Origin of the sequence: Pandoraea sp. XY-2 (assembly GCF_004193915.1) — a bacterium.
GTDB lineage: Bacteria > Pseudomonadota > Gammaproteobacteria > Burkholderiales > Burkholderiaceae > Pandoraea > Pandoraea cepalis.
Genome location: NZ_CP030849.1, coordinates 1,664,693 through 1,680,594 on the forward strand (window position 1 = coordinate 1,664,693; position 15,902 = coordinate 1,680,594).

Annotated in this window: 14 protein-coding genes; 13 read left to right on the forward strand and 1 reads right to left on the reverse strand. The window is 64.2% G+C overall.

Features of this window, described 5'->3' with window-relative positions; translation table 11 throughout:
- Positions 1 to 122: 122 nt before the first annotated feature.
- On the reverse strand, positions 123 to 791 hold the full coding sequence (locus DRB87_RS07600) for a phosphatase PAP2 family protein (RefSeq protein ID WP_130025468.1): 669 nt from the start codon (positions 789 to 791) through the stop codon (positions 123 to 125).
- Between the two features lie 461 nt (positions 792 to 1,252).
- On the opposite strand from DRB87_RS07600, the gene DRB87_RS07605 reads away from it, so the two are divergent.
- From DRB87_RS07605 to DRB87_RS07655, 13 genes are all read left to right on the forward strand, one after another.
- Positions 1,253 to 2,875 (forward strand): restriction endonuclease, encoded by a 1,623-nt coding sequence (locus DRB87_RS07605; RefSeq protein WP_130025469.1) that lies wholly within the window; start codon positions 1,253 to 1,255, stop codon positions 2,873 to 2,875.
- Between the two features lie 109 nt (positions 2,876 to 2,984).
- Positions 2,985 to 3,629 (forward strand): FMN-binding negative transcriptional regulator, encoded by a 645-nt coding sequence (locus tag DRB87_RS07610; RefSeq protein ID WP_130025470.1) that lies wholly within the window; start codon positions 2,985 to 2,987, stop codon positions 3,627 to 3,629.
- A 118-nt stretch (positions 3,630 to 3,747) separates the two neighbouring features.
- Positions 3,748 to 3,906, forward strand: coding sequence for a hypothetical protein (locus tag DRB87_RS22990; protein WP_165385255.1), 159 nt, complete (start codon positions 3,748 to 3,750; stop codon positions 3,904 to 3,906).
- Positions 3,907 to 3,957: 51 nt separating this feature from the next.
- Complete coding sequence (locus DRB87_RS07615) at positions 3,958 to 4,890, forward strand: DNA/RNA non-specific endonuclease (protein ID WP_240756220.1); 933 nt, start codon at positions 3,958 to 3,960, stop codon at positions 4,888 to 4,890.
- Positions 4,891 to 4,996: 106 nt separating this feature from the next.
- On the forward strand, positions 4,997 to 5,278 hold the full coding sequence (locus DRB87_RS07620) for a hypothetical protein (protein ID WP_130025471.1): 282 nt from the start codon (positions 4,997 to 4,999) through the stop codon (positions 5,276 to 5,278).
- A gap of 1,221 nt (positions 5,279 to 6,499) precedes the next feature.
- Positions 6,500 to 6,667, forward strand: coding sequence for a hypothetical protein (locus tag DRB87_RS22995; protein WP_165385256.1), 168 nt, complete (start codon positions 6,500 to 6,502; stop codon positions 6,665 to 6,667).
- Positions 6,652 to 7,032: a hypothetical protein gene (locus DRB87_RS23000; RefSeq protein ID WP_165385257.1), complete on the forward strand. Its 381-nt coding sequence runs from the start codon at positions 6,652 to 6,654 to the stop codon at positions 7,030 to 7,032. The genes DRB87_RS22995 and DRB87_RS23000 overlap by 16 nt, the downstream gene beginning before the upstream one ends.
- Before the next feature lie 241 nt (positions 7,033 to 7,273).
- On the forward strand, positions 7,274 to 8,734 hold the full coding sequence (locus DRB87_RS07630) for a M20 family metallopeptidase (RefSeq protein ID WP_130025473.1): 1,461 nt from the start codon (positions 7,274 to 7,276) through the stop codon (positions 8,732 to 8,734).
- A gap of 262 nt (positions 8,735 to 8,996) precedes the next feature.
- A complete protein-coding gene (locus DRB87_RS07635) occupies positions 8,997 to 9,839 on the forward strand; it encodes a helix-turn-helix domain-containing protein (RefSeq protein ID WP_240756221.1) in 843 nt (280 codons plus the stop codon).
- Between the two features lie 178 nt (positions 9,840 to 10,017).
- Positions 10,018 to 11,673, forward strand: a complete 1,656-nt coding sequence (locus DRB87_RS07640; RefSeq protein ID WP_130025475.1) for a hypothetical protein — start codon at positions 10,018 to 10,020, stop codon at positions 11,671 to 11,673.
- Between the two features lie 323 nt (positions 11,674 to 11,996).
- Entirely contained in the window at positions 11,997 to 12,719 is a 723-nt protein-coding gene (locus DRB87_RS07645) for a gluconate 2-dehydrogenase subunit 3 family protein (protein ID WP_130025476.1), read from the forward strand.
- 3 nt (positions 12,720 to 12,722) lie between these two features.
- On the forward strand, positions 12,723 to 14,498 hold the full coding sequence (locus DRB87_RS07650; protein WP_130025477.1) for a GMC family oxidoreductase: 1,776 nt from the start codon (positions 12,723 to 12,725) through the stop codon (positions 14,496 to 14,498).
- 26 nt (positions 14,499 to 14,524) lie between these two features.
- Positions 14,525 to 15,883: a cytochrome c gene (locus DRB87_RS07655; protein WP_165385414.1), complete on the forward strand. Its 1,359-nt coding sequence runs from the start codon at positions 14,525 to 14,527 to the stop codon at positions 15,881 to 15,883.
- Positions 15,884 to 15,902: the final 19 nt, after the last annotated feature.

The following is a 15,902-nucleotide window of genomic DNA, read 5'->3' on the forward strand; positions in this document are numbered from 1 at the left end:
AAGAGGCGGCGCAGGCAGCGCGCTCGATTTCCGATGGGAGGCGTTGCGCGCAGCAGGTTCAAGTGTAGTGCAATCGTGCGGTGCGCCGCTACGGCATGCCCGCCAATCCATCTACAGCGCAATCACGTGCCGAGTGGCCCAGCGTTGCCAAGCCCGACAAACATCGTGCCCACCGCGATGCCGAGCGCGGCCCCTGCGAGCACGTCGCTCGTCCAGTGATACGCGGCGGCGAGTTGGCCGAAGGCCGTCAGCGCAACGGCAACGGCGCACGGCCAGCGCAGCGCAGGGTGTCGCAGCGCGAGCACGGTGGCGAACGCCAGCATGACGGTGAGATGCCCCGAGGGGAACGACGCATACGCGGCAGTATCGCCGCCGAACCACCGGAATTGGAACACGCCGTCGCGCAGATAAGACGGATTGTCATGAACCCACGTGGCCGGCCACGTCCGCCCGAAAGCGAACTTCAGTCCTTGCTTGAGCACGCTGCCAACGCCCACGGCACCCGCCGCAAGCCACAGCGTCGTGGCCCACGCCGGGAGGCGGTGTCGCCAGACGAGCGCGGCGCCAACGATCCCAAACGTCGGCCAGGCCAGCACAAACAGTGGCGCGGGCAACTCCGCAACGTGCTGAATCCACGGCGTACCTTGCGTATGCGCATGCACGAAGTCCACCACCGGACGGTCGATCCACGGGATGGCGACAAGTGCCAGCAACAAGCACGCGAACGCGCTCACGCATGCGCTACGCAGGCAAAGGGAGGCGACGGCAGGGGCGGGCGCTAGCTCGTTCATGATGCGATGTCGGTAGAGAAATGGAACCGGATCCGAGCGGACCCCGGCGGCATCGACCGTCGGGGAAGCCGCGTCATGGTAACCGTCATTGATGACAACGGGGCAACGTTTTCCCCGGCCGGGGGGGCGTATGTGCCGGTCTGTGCCGTCATTGCGATTTGATGACGATCAGGGCACCCGTGTTGCGCGCATGACATGCTCGCCCGGGAAGGAAATGAAAGATTTTTTGCTTGGCGAGCGGCCATCGTCCTACAATCGTCCCCTACGCAAAAGTCGTGTGCCAGCCTGATGTCACAAGGCGCAGCGGGCGGTTTTCAGGGGGGCGGCGTTCAGCGCGACGACGACGCTGCGTGAACATTTCCGCTTCCTGCGCGGCGCGGGCCAAGTGGCTTCGTTCCGAACGTCGTGGATGTTGTAGTGGGCTTGACAAAACAAAACCAATATCGCTTGCGGGGGCAGTAGTGAACCGGGGATTCGAGAGCATCATTGATCGTCTGGCGCGTGAGTTTTGGCGCGCCGCGCACGTGCGCGAGCAGCAGCATGCGCAAATGCTGGCGCGCTCGCTGGCGGAAGTCCGCGCCGTGGATCAGGCATTGCGCGCCATGGAAGCGGCGCCGGTCGCCGACGCCGCCGCGCGTGAGCGCACACATGTGGCGTGGCGACAAGCCGAAGCGGCAGCGCAAGGCGCTCAGGCCAAACTGGAGGTCGCGCGGCTGGAGCGTTTGCTCGCCGACGGTCTCGCGCGCGATCTGCGCATTGCGCCGGCCGACCTGCGCGCGAGCACCACGCCGCCGGTGCTCGATACCCGGCATCTCCCAAAGATCTTGCCCAAGCCCGAGTGGGAAGCCTTCGCGCCCGAGAAGCCGGGCCGGCTCGCGCTGGCCATGCCGGGCGCGTCGGGGCGTTACGAGCAAGCCGTCGCCAAGGCGCGTGGCGAGTTCGTTCATGCGGAACGCGAGCACGAGGCATCGAAGGTCCGCCGAGCGCAGGGTTCGATGATTCTCCAGATCGCGCAGCAAAAGGCCACGGAAGCCGCACGGGCCGAGAGTGCACGTCACAACGCGGCCGTGGCCGATTTCGAAGGGGCACTGTTGCGCGGCGAAGCGGCGGCCATCACGGGCTATGCGCGCATCGTGCTCAGCCGCAGTCCGTATCCCGAAGCGTTCATGCAGACGCTCGCGGCGCACTACGTCGAGCACCACAAGTTGCTGGCCATCGGCTATGACGTGCCGACGCTCGACGCCGCCGTGCCCGTCGCGTTCGACTATCACTACCATGCCGCGCAGGGGCGCGTGGAGGGCGTGCCGGCAAGCGATGCCGTCCGCGCGAAGGTGTATGCCAACGCGTTGCGCCAGCTCGTGCTCCGCTCGCTGCACGAGCTGTTCTCGGCCGATCCGCTGCGTCAAGTGAACGCCATCGTCTTCAATGCGTATGCCAGCGATGGCGATACGCGCGTGTGTCTGGCGAGCGTCCATGTGGCGCGCGCCGACTTCGCGGCGCTCACATTGGCCGAGGGCGATCCGGCGGAACATTTGGCGGCGCTGGGGGCGCGCGTATCAGCGAGCCCTGAGGCGCTGGAGGCGGTCGCACCGGTGGCCGGTGTCGACATGACGAAGGTCGTCACGGACGCCGACGTCGCCGTCGACCGCCGCTTCAATCTGATGACACTCACCGACAAGGACTTCACGCAGGTGATGTTCCACCTGCTGCGCTCGCACGGTTTCGAAGGGCCGCCGCTTCTGCCCGGCGAGCAGGCCGGCATGCTGACCTGCCGCGCGTGGGATCCGCATCCGATTTTCGGGGGCGACGTTGTCGTGCACGTCTATCGCGAAATGCACCACGGCGCACGTCTGGAGATCGCCGCCGCGCGCACCATGCTCGCCGAGATGCAGAAGATTGGCGCCGCCCGTGGCATGTTGATTACCACGGGGGCGTTCGACGATGGGGTGGAAGAGTTCGCACGCGATCGTCGCATCGAGCTGCTCGCCGGGCATCATCTGGTCTTCCTGCTCAAGGAGAACGCGGGCGTCGATGCCAGCGTCGGGGTGCCCGAGGCACTCGCCCCCGCCGCCGCGCCGCTCTGACCGTATCGTGGCACCAAAAAAATGATCGGTTTTGGGTCTTTGCCAAGGGCCATGGGAGGGCGTAGGCTCGGCGTCATTCCCTTCCCGCTGCTTTTGTCCGGAGTCGTCGATGTACCAGCCCGTCGCCTTTGCCGAGGATCGCCCTGAAATCCTGCACGACCTCATTCGCACCCATCCGCTTGGCCTGCTCGTCAGCGCCGGTTCGCAGGGGCTGATCGCCGATTCGATTCCGTTTCTGATGTATCCGGAAGAAGGCGAGTTCGGCCTCTTGCGTGGGCATCTGGCGCGGGCCAATCCGCATGCTGCGGCGCTGCGTGGGGTCGGCGATTGCCTCGTGGCGTTTACCGGCCCGCAAGGGTACATCACCCCCTCGTGGTATGCCGCCAAGGTGGAGCACGGCAAAGTCGTGCCGACCTGGAACTACGCGGCGGTGCATGTATGGGGCAAACCTCAAGTGATCGACGATGCCTCGTGGTTGCGTCGCCTCGTCGGCGATCTCACGCAGTCGCAGGAGCAGGGGCGTGCCGCGCCGTGGGCGGTGGAAGACGCGCCGGCCGATTACATCGACGGCATGCTGCGCGCCATCGTCGGCGTGGAAATTCCGATTCGCCGCATCGAAGGCAAATTCAAGATGTCGCAGAATCGCGCGATGCCCGACCGTGTTGGCGTGGTGGATGGCCTGCGCGCCGAAGGCGCATTGAGCGAGCCGTTGGCCGCGCTCGTCGCGCTGCGAGGCGAGGTGTCCGTGGGGTGATGGCGACGAACGTCCAGCCCGCGGCGCGGTAACGCTACGAAACAATTCTCGGGCGCGCCGGACCGGTTGTGTGGGGGCGTCCCCGCATACAATGCGGCAACCCTACTCGGATGCCGCAATGAAGACGCTGCTCCTCGTGCTCGCGCTGGTGCTCTGTGTGCTGTTCCTGGCACAGGCGTGGCTGCCGAGTGCGCGCGCGGACGAGTGCGACAACCTCGGCCCCGCCCAGACCCTGCAATGCGCCGCTTACGGTGTGGGCAGTGTCGTCCCCGAATAGCGGTTCATCCGCTACAATCGCACCCCCTCACGTCTTACCGTAAGCAGTGCGATGAAGCAGTCTCGATGGACGGTCACCGCGGTGCGCGCAAGCCGCTTGCGCGCGATGGCCGGGCAGTTGGCCGCCTCTCTGGCCACCCTTACCCGAGTCGGGGTCGTGACGTGCGTCATGACCTTTTCGGGCCATGCAATCGCCGCCGCTTCGGCCTGCGGGGAGCATTACTGGGCCGCTACCGCGCCCGACATTACCCAGTCCGCCATGAATCGCGACGCGCGCGAAGTGTGCTTCAGCGCGTTCGGTGTCATGCATTCGGGGGTGACACGTACCCCGCTCTGGTCGGCCGAGCACCTGAGCGCAGCGGGCTTGCGTGACGCGCGCCAGATCTCGCGCGTCAACAATTTCCATGCCGAATCTCGCCTTCCCGCCGATGAACGGGCCGAGCTTCGCGATTACGTGCGTTCGGGATACGACCGGGGGCACATGGCGCCGTCGGCCGACATGCCGAATGCGCAAGCGCAGTCGGAAAGCTTTTCGCTGTCGAACATGGTGCCGCAGAACAGCGAGAACAATCGATATCTGTGGGCGGGCATCGAGTCGAGCGTGCGCAAGCTTGCGCAGGATCGCGGCGAGTTGTTCGTCATTACGGGCCCGCTGTTCAAGGGCAAGTCGATCACGCAGGTCGGCGATCGGGTGATGGTGCCCACGCAGCTCTACAAGATTGTCTACGACCCGAAACGCAAGCAGGCCGGTGCCTACCTGGTGGCGAACGAGGCCACGAGCGACTATTCGGTGGTGAGCGTGGCGGAACTCGAGACGCTCGCCGGCATCGACTTTTTCCCCGGCATGCCATTGGACGTCAAGCGCACGGCCATGCGCCTGCCCGCGCCCAAGGCGGCTGGCGGCAAGCGCAAGCGCGATCCGAGCGTGCCGTCGTATCGGGAGGTGCAGACGGTGCTCGATTTCTTGCGTACGATCATTCGCTAAGCACGACGCCGATCGCCACAGGCGTTGTCCTTGCCCCGCCACTGACGATGGCCACCCCGTCGGCCGATCTCAACTGACTGACTATCCCTCGATTCAGGAGTCCAGAATGTCCACTTCGTCTTCTGCCAATGCCGCGTTCGTCCCGTTCGCCAATGATGCCGACGCGCTCACGCTGGGTGAGCTGAACGTCGAAAACCATACGGACCACGTCGCGCTCTTTGGCAATCTGGAGATTCGCCGTGATGCCGAAGGGCTGCGTCAGGCGCAGATGCTCAAAGCGGTGCTCGACGCCGTGGTCGCGACGCTCTCCCGCGCCGATCTGCCGGCCCAGGCGGGCGCGCCGGGGGGCACGACGGCGCGACAGGTGAGAAATCCATTCGAATCGTGACCCTGGTGGGGAGGGGGCCCATTTCCTTCCCCCGGATTTACCCCAGCTTTGTCGCTTATTCGAACAATCGATGTTGCGCTGCACGATGTCGCGCGCCGGACACGCCTACGCGGCTTCGAACACCCGGGTCGTCCGGCCGGCCACCGCTTTCACACCTGCGACATGACTGGCCCCGTCGCACCGGTTGAAATCCATAATTCCAAGATCCATGCGGGTTGCGCGACAACTTGTCGCACCTGCGACATTCTGTCGCATTGACACCCTCTGTCATAAATCGCTCGTTGCGTCGGAGGGGCAGGATTCAACCTCACTCGCTCCCGTCTCGGAATCCATCGAAATCAAGGGGTTGGCTTGCGGCGACGCAGCACGGATGGGGGGTTTACGGCGGCTCGGCGAAGCGCATACTAGCCCTGCGTCTCGTCGATTCCGACAGTGTGAATCGATGACGGGCAAGGCTAAGAACACTAAACAACGCGAGGTAACTTATGCACATCCGTTGGAAAAAAGTGTATTCGAGTGGTTGGGGAACGATTCATCACGATGCACCCCGTTCCCATCGCAGCGCGAGCGAGCGCGAGCAGCTCTTTCAACGCCTTTTGACAATCGCGATCGCCTGTAGCGTCGGCGGATTCGTGCTCTTGTCGGTCGGTGCGGCCTTCCTGGGACGCTAAAGTCACCCATCTTCCTTTTCGTGCGCGGCACCGCCTCCGGCGGACGGCCGCGCCGCGTTGCTTCGGCTAACGCTTTTCCTCCACGACTTCCAAGCCAATGCCGCCTCCCGAGCTTATGCTACGGAGGTTTCGGCACGTTCGCCGCGTCGCTTCAATCACCCGATGCAACAGCACACCCGCGATGTTTTGAAACGTTTTGTTACATGAGCGCGGCGTTTCGGAAAGGCTGGCACGTCTGAATTACTACAAATCGCTGCCATTTCCCTTAAAGATTCGACGCCGCCTGCGATAAAGCGCGTTAAGCACGTTGATATCCATCGTCGATAACGTGGTCTCTCGTGGCGCCGGCGCAGCATTCTGCGGGTTCACGCTATTGCGTTAACGAAAGAATAGTGACATCTTGAAGCGACGGCGCTGTGTCGGAATTTTGGGTAGTCCTGGGTTCCGGATTTGCCCGGATTTATCCGAATTGTCTTGCGTCTCAGAATTTTCGATAAAGAAGAAAAAAGATTATCACGCGGGCCGGTTTGATTGATTTGTGAGGTGCGCCATGGAAATTCGCTGGGAAAAGTTGTACTCGGGCGGATTGGGTCGTTTTTACGACACTTCGGAATCGAGCCGTCGTCGGGCGCGGCGTGCGCAACTGGCATGGTTTGGCGTCGTCATCTCCGTTGGCATTGCCGTCGGGGCCGTCGCCATTGCTTGGCGCTGGCTCTGATGGTCGTCACGGCAGCGCACCGCTTGAGGATGACGGCAGCGGTGGTGTGGCTCGCGCTCGCGGCGAGCGCGTCGGTTCACGCCCAAACGTCATCCGCGACGCCCGCGCCGTCCGAACCGCTCGATGCTGCCGGGAACCCCTGCGGGGCGCTACGTGCACTGCCTGCCGACGTCACGCAATACCGGTACGAGGCATCGAACGGGTGCGACCGTCCGGTCTCGTTCTTTTGGCGGTGCAGCGCTGCGGACACCGAGCATTCGCTGGGCATCCCCGGCAAGGGGACGCAATCGACCTCGTGTTTGAAGGCGGCAGGGGCCGCCGGAGAGATCGTGTTTCGTTTTGGCCCGCCAGGCACCGGCAACTGAGCACCCACCGCGCCCGTCTTCCCGTTTGCATGGCGCAAGTATCTTGAGCATGCTGGCGCGGCGCCCAAGGCGGCCGCGCGCTGTCTTGACGGCCAGTCGCCACTGCCGCCGGGAATGGCTATGATGTCGTCATACGGCCCGCCGGCGTACCCGACGCGTGCCCTGGCAGGATCCTCGAGCCACGCCTGATCCGCTCGGTCCGGTCCGCCACATCAAACAAGCCCTCCCTAAGGACGCCCCCATGAACGACATCGTCACCCCGACTCAGCCGTCGCTCGACACCGCTGCCTTGCGCGAATTCGTCGATCGCAAATGGAATGAAGACATCCTGCACGCGCTGACCGACTACATTGCCGTGCCGGCCAAAAGCCCGGGCTTCGACGCCGACTGGGCACGCAATGGATACATCGATCGCGTCGTGCGCGACGCCGCGCAATGGGCCGAACGCCAGCCGGTGAAGGGGCTGAAGCTCGAAGTGATTCGCCTTGACGGACGCACGCCGGTTATCTTCTTCGAGGCCCCCGCTACGCGCTCGGGCAGCGACGAAACCATCGTGCTCTACGGCCACCTCGACAAGCAACCGGAGTTCGATGGATGGCGTCGCGATCTTGGCCCGTGGACGCCCAAGTTTGAAGACGGCAAGCTCTATGGCCGAGGCGGGGCGGACGACGGTTACGCCATCTATGCCAGCGTGACGGCGCTCGCGGCCCTTGATGCCCAGGGCGTGGCGCGCCCGCGTTGCGTCGGTCTCATCGAGACGTGCGAGGAGTCGGGCAGTTACGACCTGCTGCCTTACGTCGACGCGCTGCGTGAGCGACTGGGCCGTGTCGGATTGGTCGTCTGCCTGGATTCGGGCGCAGGCAACTACGATCAGTTGTGGCTCACGACATCGCTGCGCGGCCTGATCTCCGGCAGTCTCGAAGTGCAAGTGCTCGACGAGGGCATTCATTCGGGCGGCTATGGCGGAATTGCGCCGTCGAGTTTTCGCATCATGCGTCAATTGTTCGAACGTCTGGAAGACGCAGGCAGCGGCAATGTGCTGCCAGAGGGCTTTCATACGCCGATTCCGTTGCAGCGCCTGAAGGAGGCGGAAGCGACGGCGCGCATTCTTGGCGACGATGTCTGGAAGAAGATGCCGTGGGCCTGCGGTCAGGACGGCCTGTCGGTATTGCCGACCACGACCGATCCGAAGGAGGCGCTGCTCAATTCGACGTGGCGCCCGTCGCTGTCGGTCACCGCGGCGGCGGGACTGCCGGCGCTGTCGGATGCAGGCAACGTGCTGCGTCCGCGCACGGCCTTCAAGCTGTCGCTGCGTCTGCCGCCGCTCGTCGACGCCGCGCAGGCGGTGGCCGAACTCAAATCGCTGCTGGAACTCGATCCGCCCTACAACGCCAGGGTGACGTTCAAGCCGGACGCCGGCGCGGCCTCTGGCTGGAATGCGCCCGATGTTGCGCCGTGGCTCACGTCGGCACTGAACACGGCGTCGCAACGGCACTACGGGGAAGACGTGGCGTACATCGGGCAGGGCGGCACCATTCCGTTGATGAATACACTGCTGGCGGGTTTCCCGTCGGCGCAGTTCATGGTGTGCGGTGTGCTCGGACCGAAGTCGAACGCGCATGGCCCGAACGAATTCCTGCACGTACCTTACGCGAAGAAGTTGACGGCCGCGGTGGCCGAGGTCATCGCGCTCGCGCCGTAGACGGCGCTCGCGTTGTCACGACGCAGCCGGCCGGGCAAGCGCGCGGCGGCCTCGTCCCCCGGGTCGAGCGCGTTGCCGACGGGGGGGCAAGCCGCATCGAGGCATGCGAGCACCCGGTATAATCGCCGCTCTGCGATGTGGGCGCGGCGCGATCCGCCGCGCGGCGCACGGGCATCCGAAAGGGGACGATTTGAATCGCGTTGCGACGACATCCCGCGCGCCGAGGGGCGCGCGTTTCAATTTCCGAGCTATCGGCGAACGTTTGCGCGCCTACCGGATCGCTGCGGAGTTGCGTAGCGAGGATGTGGCGGAGCAGCTCGATATCTCACGCGCGGCGATCTACAAGCTCGAGCGCGGCGAGATCGTCAAGATCGATACGCTGGAACGGCTCGCGGCGCTGCTGGGCGTGTCGCTGGCGAATCTGCTGGGCGTGGAGGTCGAATATCACGACTCAGCGGTCAGCTACTTCGAGCGTATGCGCCAGTTGGAGCGCCGTTCCGAGCGTATCGTCGCGCATTTCGATCCCATTTCGTTCCTGCTGACGTCCGAAGATTACGACGTCTGGCTGCGCCACATGCTCGACGAGAGCATACCGCCCAAGCTCGCCGACCAGCGCTGGACAAACACGATCGATCGCGTGCTGGCCATCTTGCAGGAGCGCAAGTCGAGCTTCTCGCGCCAGCGGCTGGCGGTGACGAGCCTCATCGGGCTGCGTCAGATCGAGCAGTTTCTGCATCACGGACTCGTCGGACGGCTGGGACTCCCGCCTGGCGTGCAGCTCGAACGGAAGATGGCTGCGCGGCGTGAAGTGGCGCGCATCGTCGAGTTTCTCGTGACCGACACGACGGGCGTGCAGATCGGCATCGTGAGCGACAACATGCCCAACGAGTCGTTCCAGATCTTCGAGGCGCAGGGCGAAGCCTACGTGGCGGTCTCGCCGTTCCGGTTGGGCGAACTACCGAATCTGCGTACCGGCATCGCCACCATCACGACGTCACCCGACGGCGTTGGCATGTATCGCGCCATGATCGATCGTCTCTGGGCGGATGCCGCCAAGGGCAGGGAGGGCGCGGCGGTGCTCGAAGAACTGCTGGCCCGGTTCTGAAGGGGCGGGCGGGCCACGCGTCGACCACCGTCGTTGAGCATGCGCTTTGCGTGCGGGAAAACGACGAACCGGTTCCACAAAACGAAGTCTTCCCACACATTCGACATCACATCGCGGCAAACCACTCTAGTCTCCTTGCGCTTGACGACCATCCGGTCTGTTTACCTTGGAGACGATCATGGGAACCATTTCCGCCGCATCGCGCGGCTCGCCGGTGCAACTCATTTCCATCACCCGGTCGAAGCCGCCCGACGATGGGAACAGCTTCGGCTCGGACTTTCAGCGACTGGGATCGGTCGCCACGTCCGCGCTCAGTCCGACTGGCAAGCCCTGGCAGTCCTATCCCGTGCGGCCGCGAAGCACGCAAGCCAACAGTGGCATTCCGCTGGGGAGTTGGTGCGCGGAGCGCGATCGCGAGGTGCTTCACGCCAAGCGCCTGCGCGCCGACCCGCTGATGCCAAAATTCGTCGGCGAGGGACTTGGGCGCTGGCGCACCCAGTTTACCGACGCCGTCGCCGCCGACGTGACCTTCGAGCGTGAGCGTGCGTCGGCCATGCAGCGGGTCCGTCACAGGACTCCAGCCGAGCCGACCCCTTTCATTCGAACGTTTGCCACTGGCTCGGTGCGCGCGCAACTTGGCGAGATCGCGCGTCTGAGCGATGAGGTGGGCAAGCTGACTGCAACCATCCCGTCGTTGCCCGACGGGAGCGCCAGGAAAATTGCGCTAAGAAATCGCGATGACCTTGCTGCGCTCAGAGATGCGATGGCGCGATTGACCATGAATTCGCATGGCAGGAAGGACGATCTGCTTCGCTCGGAACTGAACGCCCTGATCGCGCTGAACGACATGGCGCGCGAGGCGGAGCGAGAGATGAGCAACGGTGGCGCCGACGTACCGCTGCGCCTGGCTGTACGCGATGGCAACTGGGTTCTCAAGCCTGCCGCGTCGACCTCCTGGTTCGCCAGGAACAAGACGCGGGCGGCCAATGATTCGGCTCGGCTGGCACTCCTCCTTGGCTACCCGGCCGACCAGCCTGTCACGCTCAAGATGATTCGCAGTCGGGGGTTCGGCGCGCACGAGTACACGACCGTGCTCAACGATGCCAGATCCAGCGGCCGCGACGCCGCGCGTTCCTGGCTCGCCGTCAGGGCGCTGGACATCGACAGTTGGAAGGCCGCCACCCGTGCTGTGTACGATGGCCTGTCACCGTCCGACACGTGTCGCGCGCCGGCGGACACACCGGCGCCTGCGCACGACGACAGCCTGCTTGGCGACGAAGTCGACTCAGGCGTGGACCCACGGAGTCCGAGTCGTGAGCGGTCGCGTCGGACCACGGCCAATCCGATCGATGCCACCCGGCTTTCCGATCTCGTTCGCCCCTCGCTGGCCGAGCCTTCCGCCGAGTTGGTGCTCGACGATTCTGAGGATTCCGACGATTCCGAGACATCGGAGATGGACGCGCGCGGTTACGCCCGCCTCGTGAGGTCAGACACCCCGTCGGACGTGCCCCACTTTGTCGCGCCGGACGGCAGTGAATACGCGCGCGTCACGCGAGCCGAACGCTCGCCGGCATCGACCAGCGCGACGTCGCAACCCTCGCGGCGCGAAATTTTTGCGCAGGCGTTCTGCAACGCGCATCCGGGCAGGCAGCATAGCCTGGGGGCAATGTTTGCTCGATCGATGGTGTCCTCGCCGTTGCCGAGCGAACAGGCCGCAGGCGGACACGGCCCCGTCGGCAGCGCTCGAGCCGTCGCGACGCCGTCGCCACTGCCACCGCCGCCGCCATTGTCGCCACCGCCGCCGTTGTCGGCACTGCCGCCCATTCCTGAGTAATCCACCGCTGCATTAGGCAGGTCAGGCCGCTACCGGAACACGGAGCGGCCTTTTTCATGCGAAAGCCGCGCGAAAGATTTTATGTGGCAAAACGCTTCGTGCGCGCGTAATAGTAAATACTTTAATTATTCGCAAGCCTTTTTAATCAACGGTTTGCGAGGTTTAAGCAACACTTGGGTTTTGCCGCGTGGGGGCTTGTCAGTAGAATGGTCGCGTTAAAAAAACGCTACGCGAAGCGAATAGCCTGTCAGGTTTTCTTCACGCATGGCGATCCATTGCTTGACTGTCATGCGTGATTCGTCCCCCACAAAACGGAGAACCCCATGTCACAGGACAAGGAACCGCGCCGGCGCTTTTTGCGCCAGGTGCTGGCGATCGTGCCCGCCACGACCCTCGCCACCGGTGCGACGTTGAGTCAGTCCGCCTGCAGCAGCGACAAGCCCGTCGCCCCCGCCGCGTCCACCGCGCCCTACGAGCCCAAGTACTTCACCGCCGACGAATGGCGTTTTGTGAATGCCGCCGTCGACCGCCTGATTCCCGCCGACGACCTCGGCCCGGGAGCGCTTCAGGCCGACGTGCCACAGTTCATCGACCGTCAGATGGAAACGCCCTTCGGGCACGGCAAGCTCTGGTATATGCAGGGGCCGTTTCATACCGATCAGCCTCCCGAGATGGGCTACCAGTTGAGTCTCGTGCCGCGCGACATCTATCGTCACGGCATTGCGGCGTGCGACGCTTACTGCAAAAAGCAGTACAACAAGGCATTTGCCGATCTCGATCACGCCACGCAGGAGACGGTGCTCGGCGATCTGGAGCACGCGAAGGTCGAGTTCGATAGCGTGCCGGCGCGCACGTTCTTCTCCTATCTGCTCGCCAATACGAAGGAAGGTTTCTTCTCGGATCCGATCCACGGCGGCAACAAGGACATGGTGGGCTGGAAGATGGTGGGGTTCCCCGGCGCGCGCGCCGACTTCCTCGACTGGGCGGATCAGCCGAACGTCAAGTACCCGTATGGGCCCGTGTCGATTTCCGGAAAGCGGGGCTAATTCATGGCCATCAAGAAAGACAAGGTCGACGCCGTCATCGTGGGCTTCGGCTGGACCGGGGCCATCCTCGGCCAGGAACTCACCGATGCCGGGCTCAACGTCGTGGCGCTCGAGCGCGGTGCGATGCGCGATACGCCCACCGACGCGCAGTACCCCAAAGTCATTGACGAACTCGAATACTCGGTGCGGGGCAAGCTCTTCCAGGAGTTGGCCCGCGAGACCGTTACGATTCGTCATACGCCGGACGATCTCGCGGTGCCTTACCGCCAGAACGGCTCGTTTCTGCTGGGTAATGGCGTGGGCGGCGCGGGCTTTCACTGGAACGGCATGCACTACCGCATCCTGCCGGAAGAACTGAAGCTTCGCAGTCATTATGAAGAGCGCTACGGCAAGAAGTTCATCCCCGACGGCATGACGATTCAGGACTTCGGCGTGAGCTATGAGGAACTGGAGCCGCACTTCGATTTCGCCGAGAAAGTGTTCGGAACGTCGGGCAAGGCCGGCAACCTGAACGGCACGATCGTGCCTGGCGGTAATCCGCGCGAGGGCGCGCGGTCGAGCGAATTCCCCACGCCGCCACTACAGACCACCTATGGCGCGACGCTCTTCGAGAAGGCGGCCCGCGAAGTCGGCTTCAATCCGTATCCGGCCCCCGCCGCGAATACCTCTCAGCCCTATACGAATCCGTACGGTGTGCGTCTCGGGCCATGCAACTTCTGTGGCTTCTGCGAAAACTACGGCTGTTACATGTACTCGAAGGCGTCGCCGCAGACGACCATTCTGCCGGTGTTGCTCAAGAAACCCAATTTCGAACTGCGCACGCATGCTTACGTCGTCAAGGTCAATCTCGACAGCGACGGCAAGAAGGCCACGGGCGTGACGTACATCGACGCACAGGGCCGAGAAGTCGAGCAACCGGCCGATCTGGTCATCATGGCCGCGTACCAGATGCACAACGTGCGCCTGCTGCTGCTCTCCGGCATCGGCAAGCCCTACGATCCGAAGACGGGCGAAGGCGTTGTCGGCAAAAACTATGCGTACCAGATGAACGGCGCCGTGAATGTGCTGCTGCCCAAGGGCACGCAGTTGAATCCATTCATCGGCACGGGCGCGGGCGGCGTGTCGATGGACGATCTGAACGGCGACCAGTTCGACCACGGGCCGCTGGGCTTTATCGGCGGCGCGAGCATCCGTCACGTGCGCACCGGCGGGCGTCCGATCAAGATGACGCCGAGCGTGCCGGGCACACCGTCGTGGGGCAGCAAGTGGAAAGCGGGTGTGACGGACGCGTATCAACGTTACATGACGATCGGCATTTCCGGCTCGGTCATGTCGTATCGCGACGCGTGTCTCGATCTCGATCCGACCTACAAGGACGCCTACGGTGTACCGTTGCTGCGCATGACGTTCGACTGGCATGACAACGAGTACGCCATGCTGGGCTATATGGGCGACCGCATGGAAGCGGTCGGCCGCGCGATGAATCCGGAGAAGGTGTTCCGCGCGATCCGCAAGAAGGGCACGCACTACGACACGCGGATCTACCAGAGCACGCATACGACCGGCGGCGCGATCATGGGCACGAACCCGTCGAACAGCGTGGTCAACAAGTACCTGCAAAGCTGGGACGTGTCCAACGTGTTCGTGATGGGCGCGTCGGCGTTCCCGCAGAACATGGGTTACAACCCCACGGGCGTGGTGGCGGCGCTGGCGTACTGGTCTGCGAAGGCGATTCGCGAACAGTACCTCAAGAACGCCGGCCCGCTGGTCCAGGCCTGAGGAGCGCAACCATGATCCGCAAAACGATGATGAAACGCTCCGCGATCACACTTGCCGCCGGGACCCTCGCGCTCGCGGCCTTTGCCGTGTGGGCGCAGAATGCGGCGGCGCCGGCCTCGGCACCGGCCGCACCAGCCGTGTCGCCGACGCCGATGGCGCCCGCCGCGAACGACCCGCAGGCGCAACTCGTGAAGCAGGGCGAATACCTCGCGCGCGCGGCCGATTGTGCCGCGTGCCACACGGCGCCCAAGGGGCTACCGTTCGCCGGCGGCCTGCCGATCGCCTCGCCGATCGGCACGATCTACTCGACGAACATCACGCCGGACAAGGACACCGGCATCGGCAGCTACAGCCTCGAGGACTTCGACAAGGCGGTGCGTCACGGTATCGCGAGAAATGGCGCGACGTTGTATCCGGCCATGCCGTACACGTCGTACGCGAAGGTGCGTCCGGCCGATGTCAAGGCGCTGTACGCCTACTTCATGAACGGCGTGAAGCCCGTCGCGCAGACCAACAAGTCGACCGATATCCCGTGGCCGATGTCGATGCGCTGGCCGCTGTCGATCTGGCGCAACATGTTCGCGCCCGCGGTCGTTGGCGACACCGCCTCGACCGATAACGATCCGATCTCGCGCGGACGCTATCTTGTCGAAGGCCTGGCCCATTGCAGCGCCTGCCACACACCGCGCGGCTTTGCGTTCCAGGAGAAGGCGCTCACCGACGACAGCACCGCATTCCTGTCGGGCGGTGTGGTCGACAACTTCCTCGCAAAGAATCTGCGGGGCGATGTCACCGACGGTCTGGGCAACTGGAGCGAAGGCGATATCACGGCGTTCCTGAAGGGCGGACGTAACGACCACTCCGCGGCGTTCGGCGGGATGACGGACGTGGTGCAGCACAGCACCCAGCACATGAACGACGACGACCTCACGGCGATTGCTAAGTACCTGAAGACGCTCAAGCCGGTTGATCCGAACGCCAAGGCGCTCGCCTATGACGACACCGTGGCCAAGGCATTGCGGACGGGCGCAGGCAAGGGCAACGGTGCGCTCACGTTCCTCGACAACTGCGCGGCGTGCCATCGCAGCACCGGCAAGGGTTACACGCAGACGTTCCCGACGCTCGCCCTCAGCTCGACGGTGAACTCGGCCGATCCGACCTCGCTCATCCACATCGTGTTGCGCGGCGCGGAAATGCCGTGGACGAAGTCGGCGCCCACGCATTACGCGATGCCGGGCTTCGACGACCGGCTGACCGATCAGGATGTGGCCGACGTGCTGACGTTCGTGCGCTCGAGCTGGGGCAACAAGGCGCCGGCGGTGACGGCCACCCAGGTGGCCAAGGTGCGCAAGGAGGTTGGCGCGGCGGCGCAGCCGCAGCGCTGAGTCGGCAAATCGTAGGGCC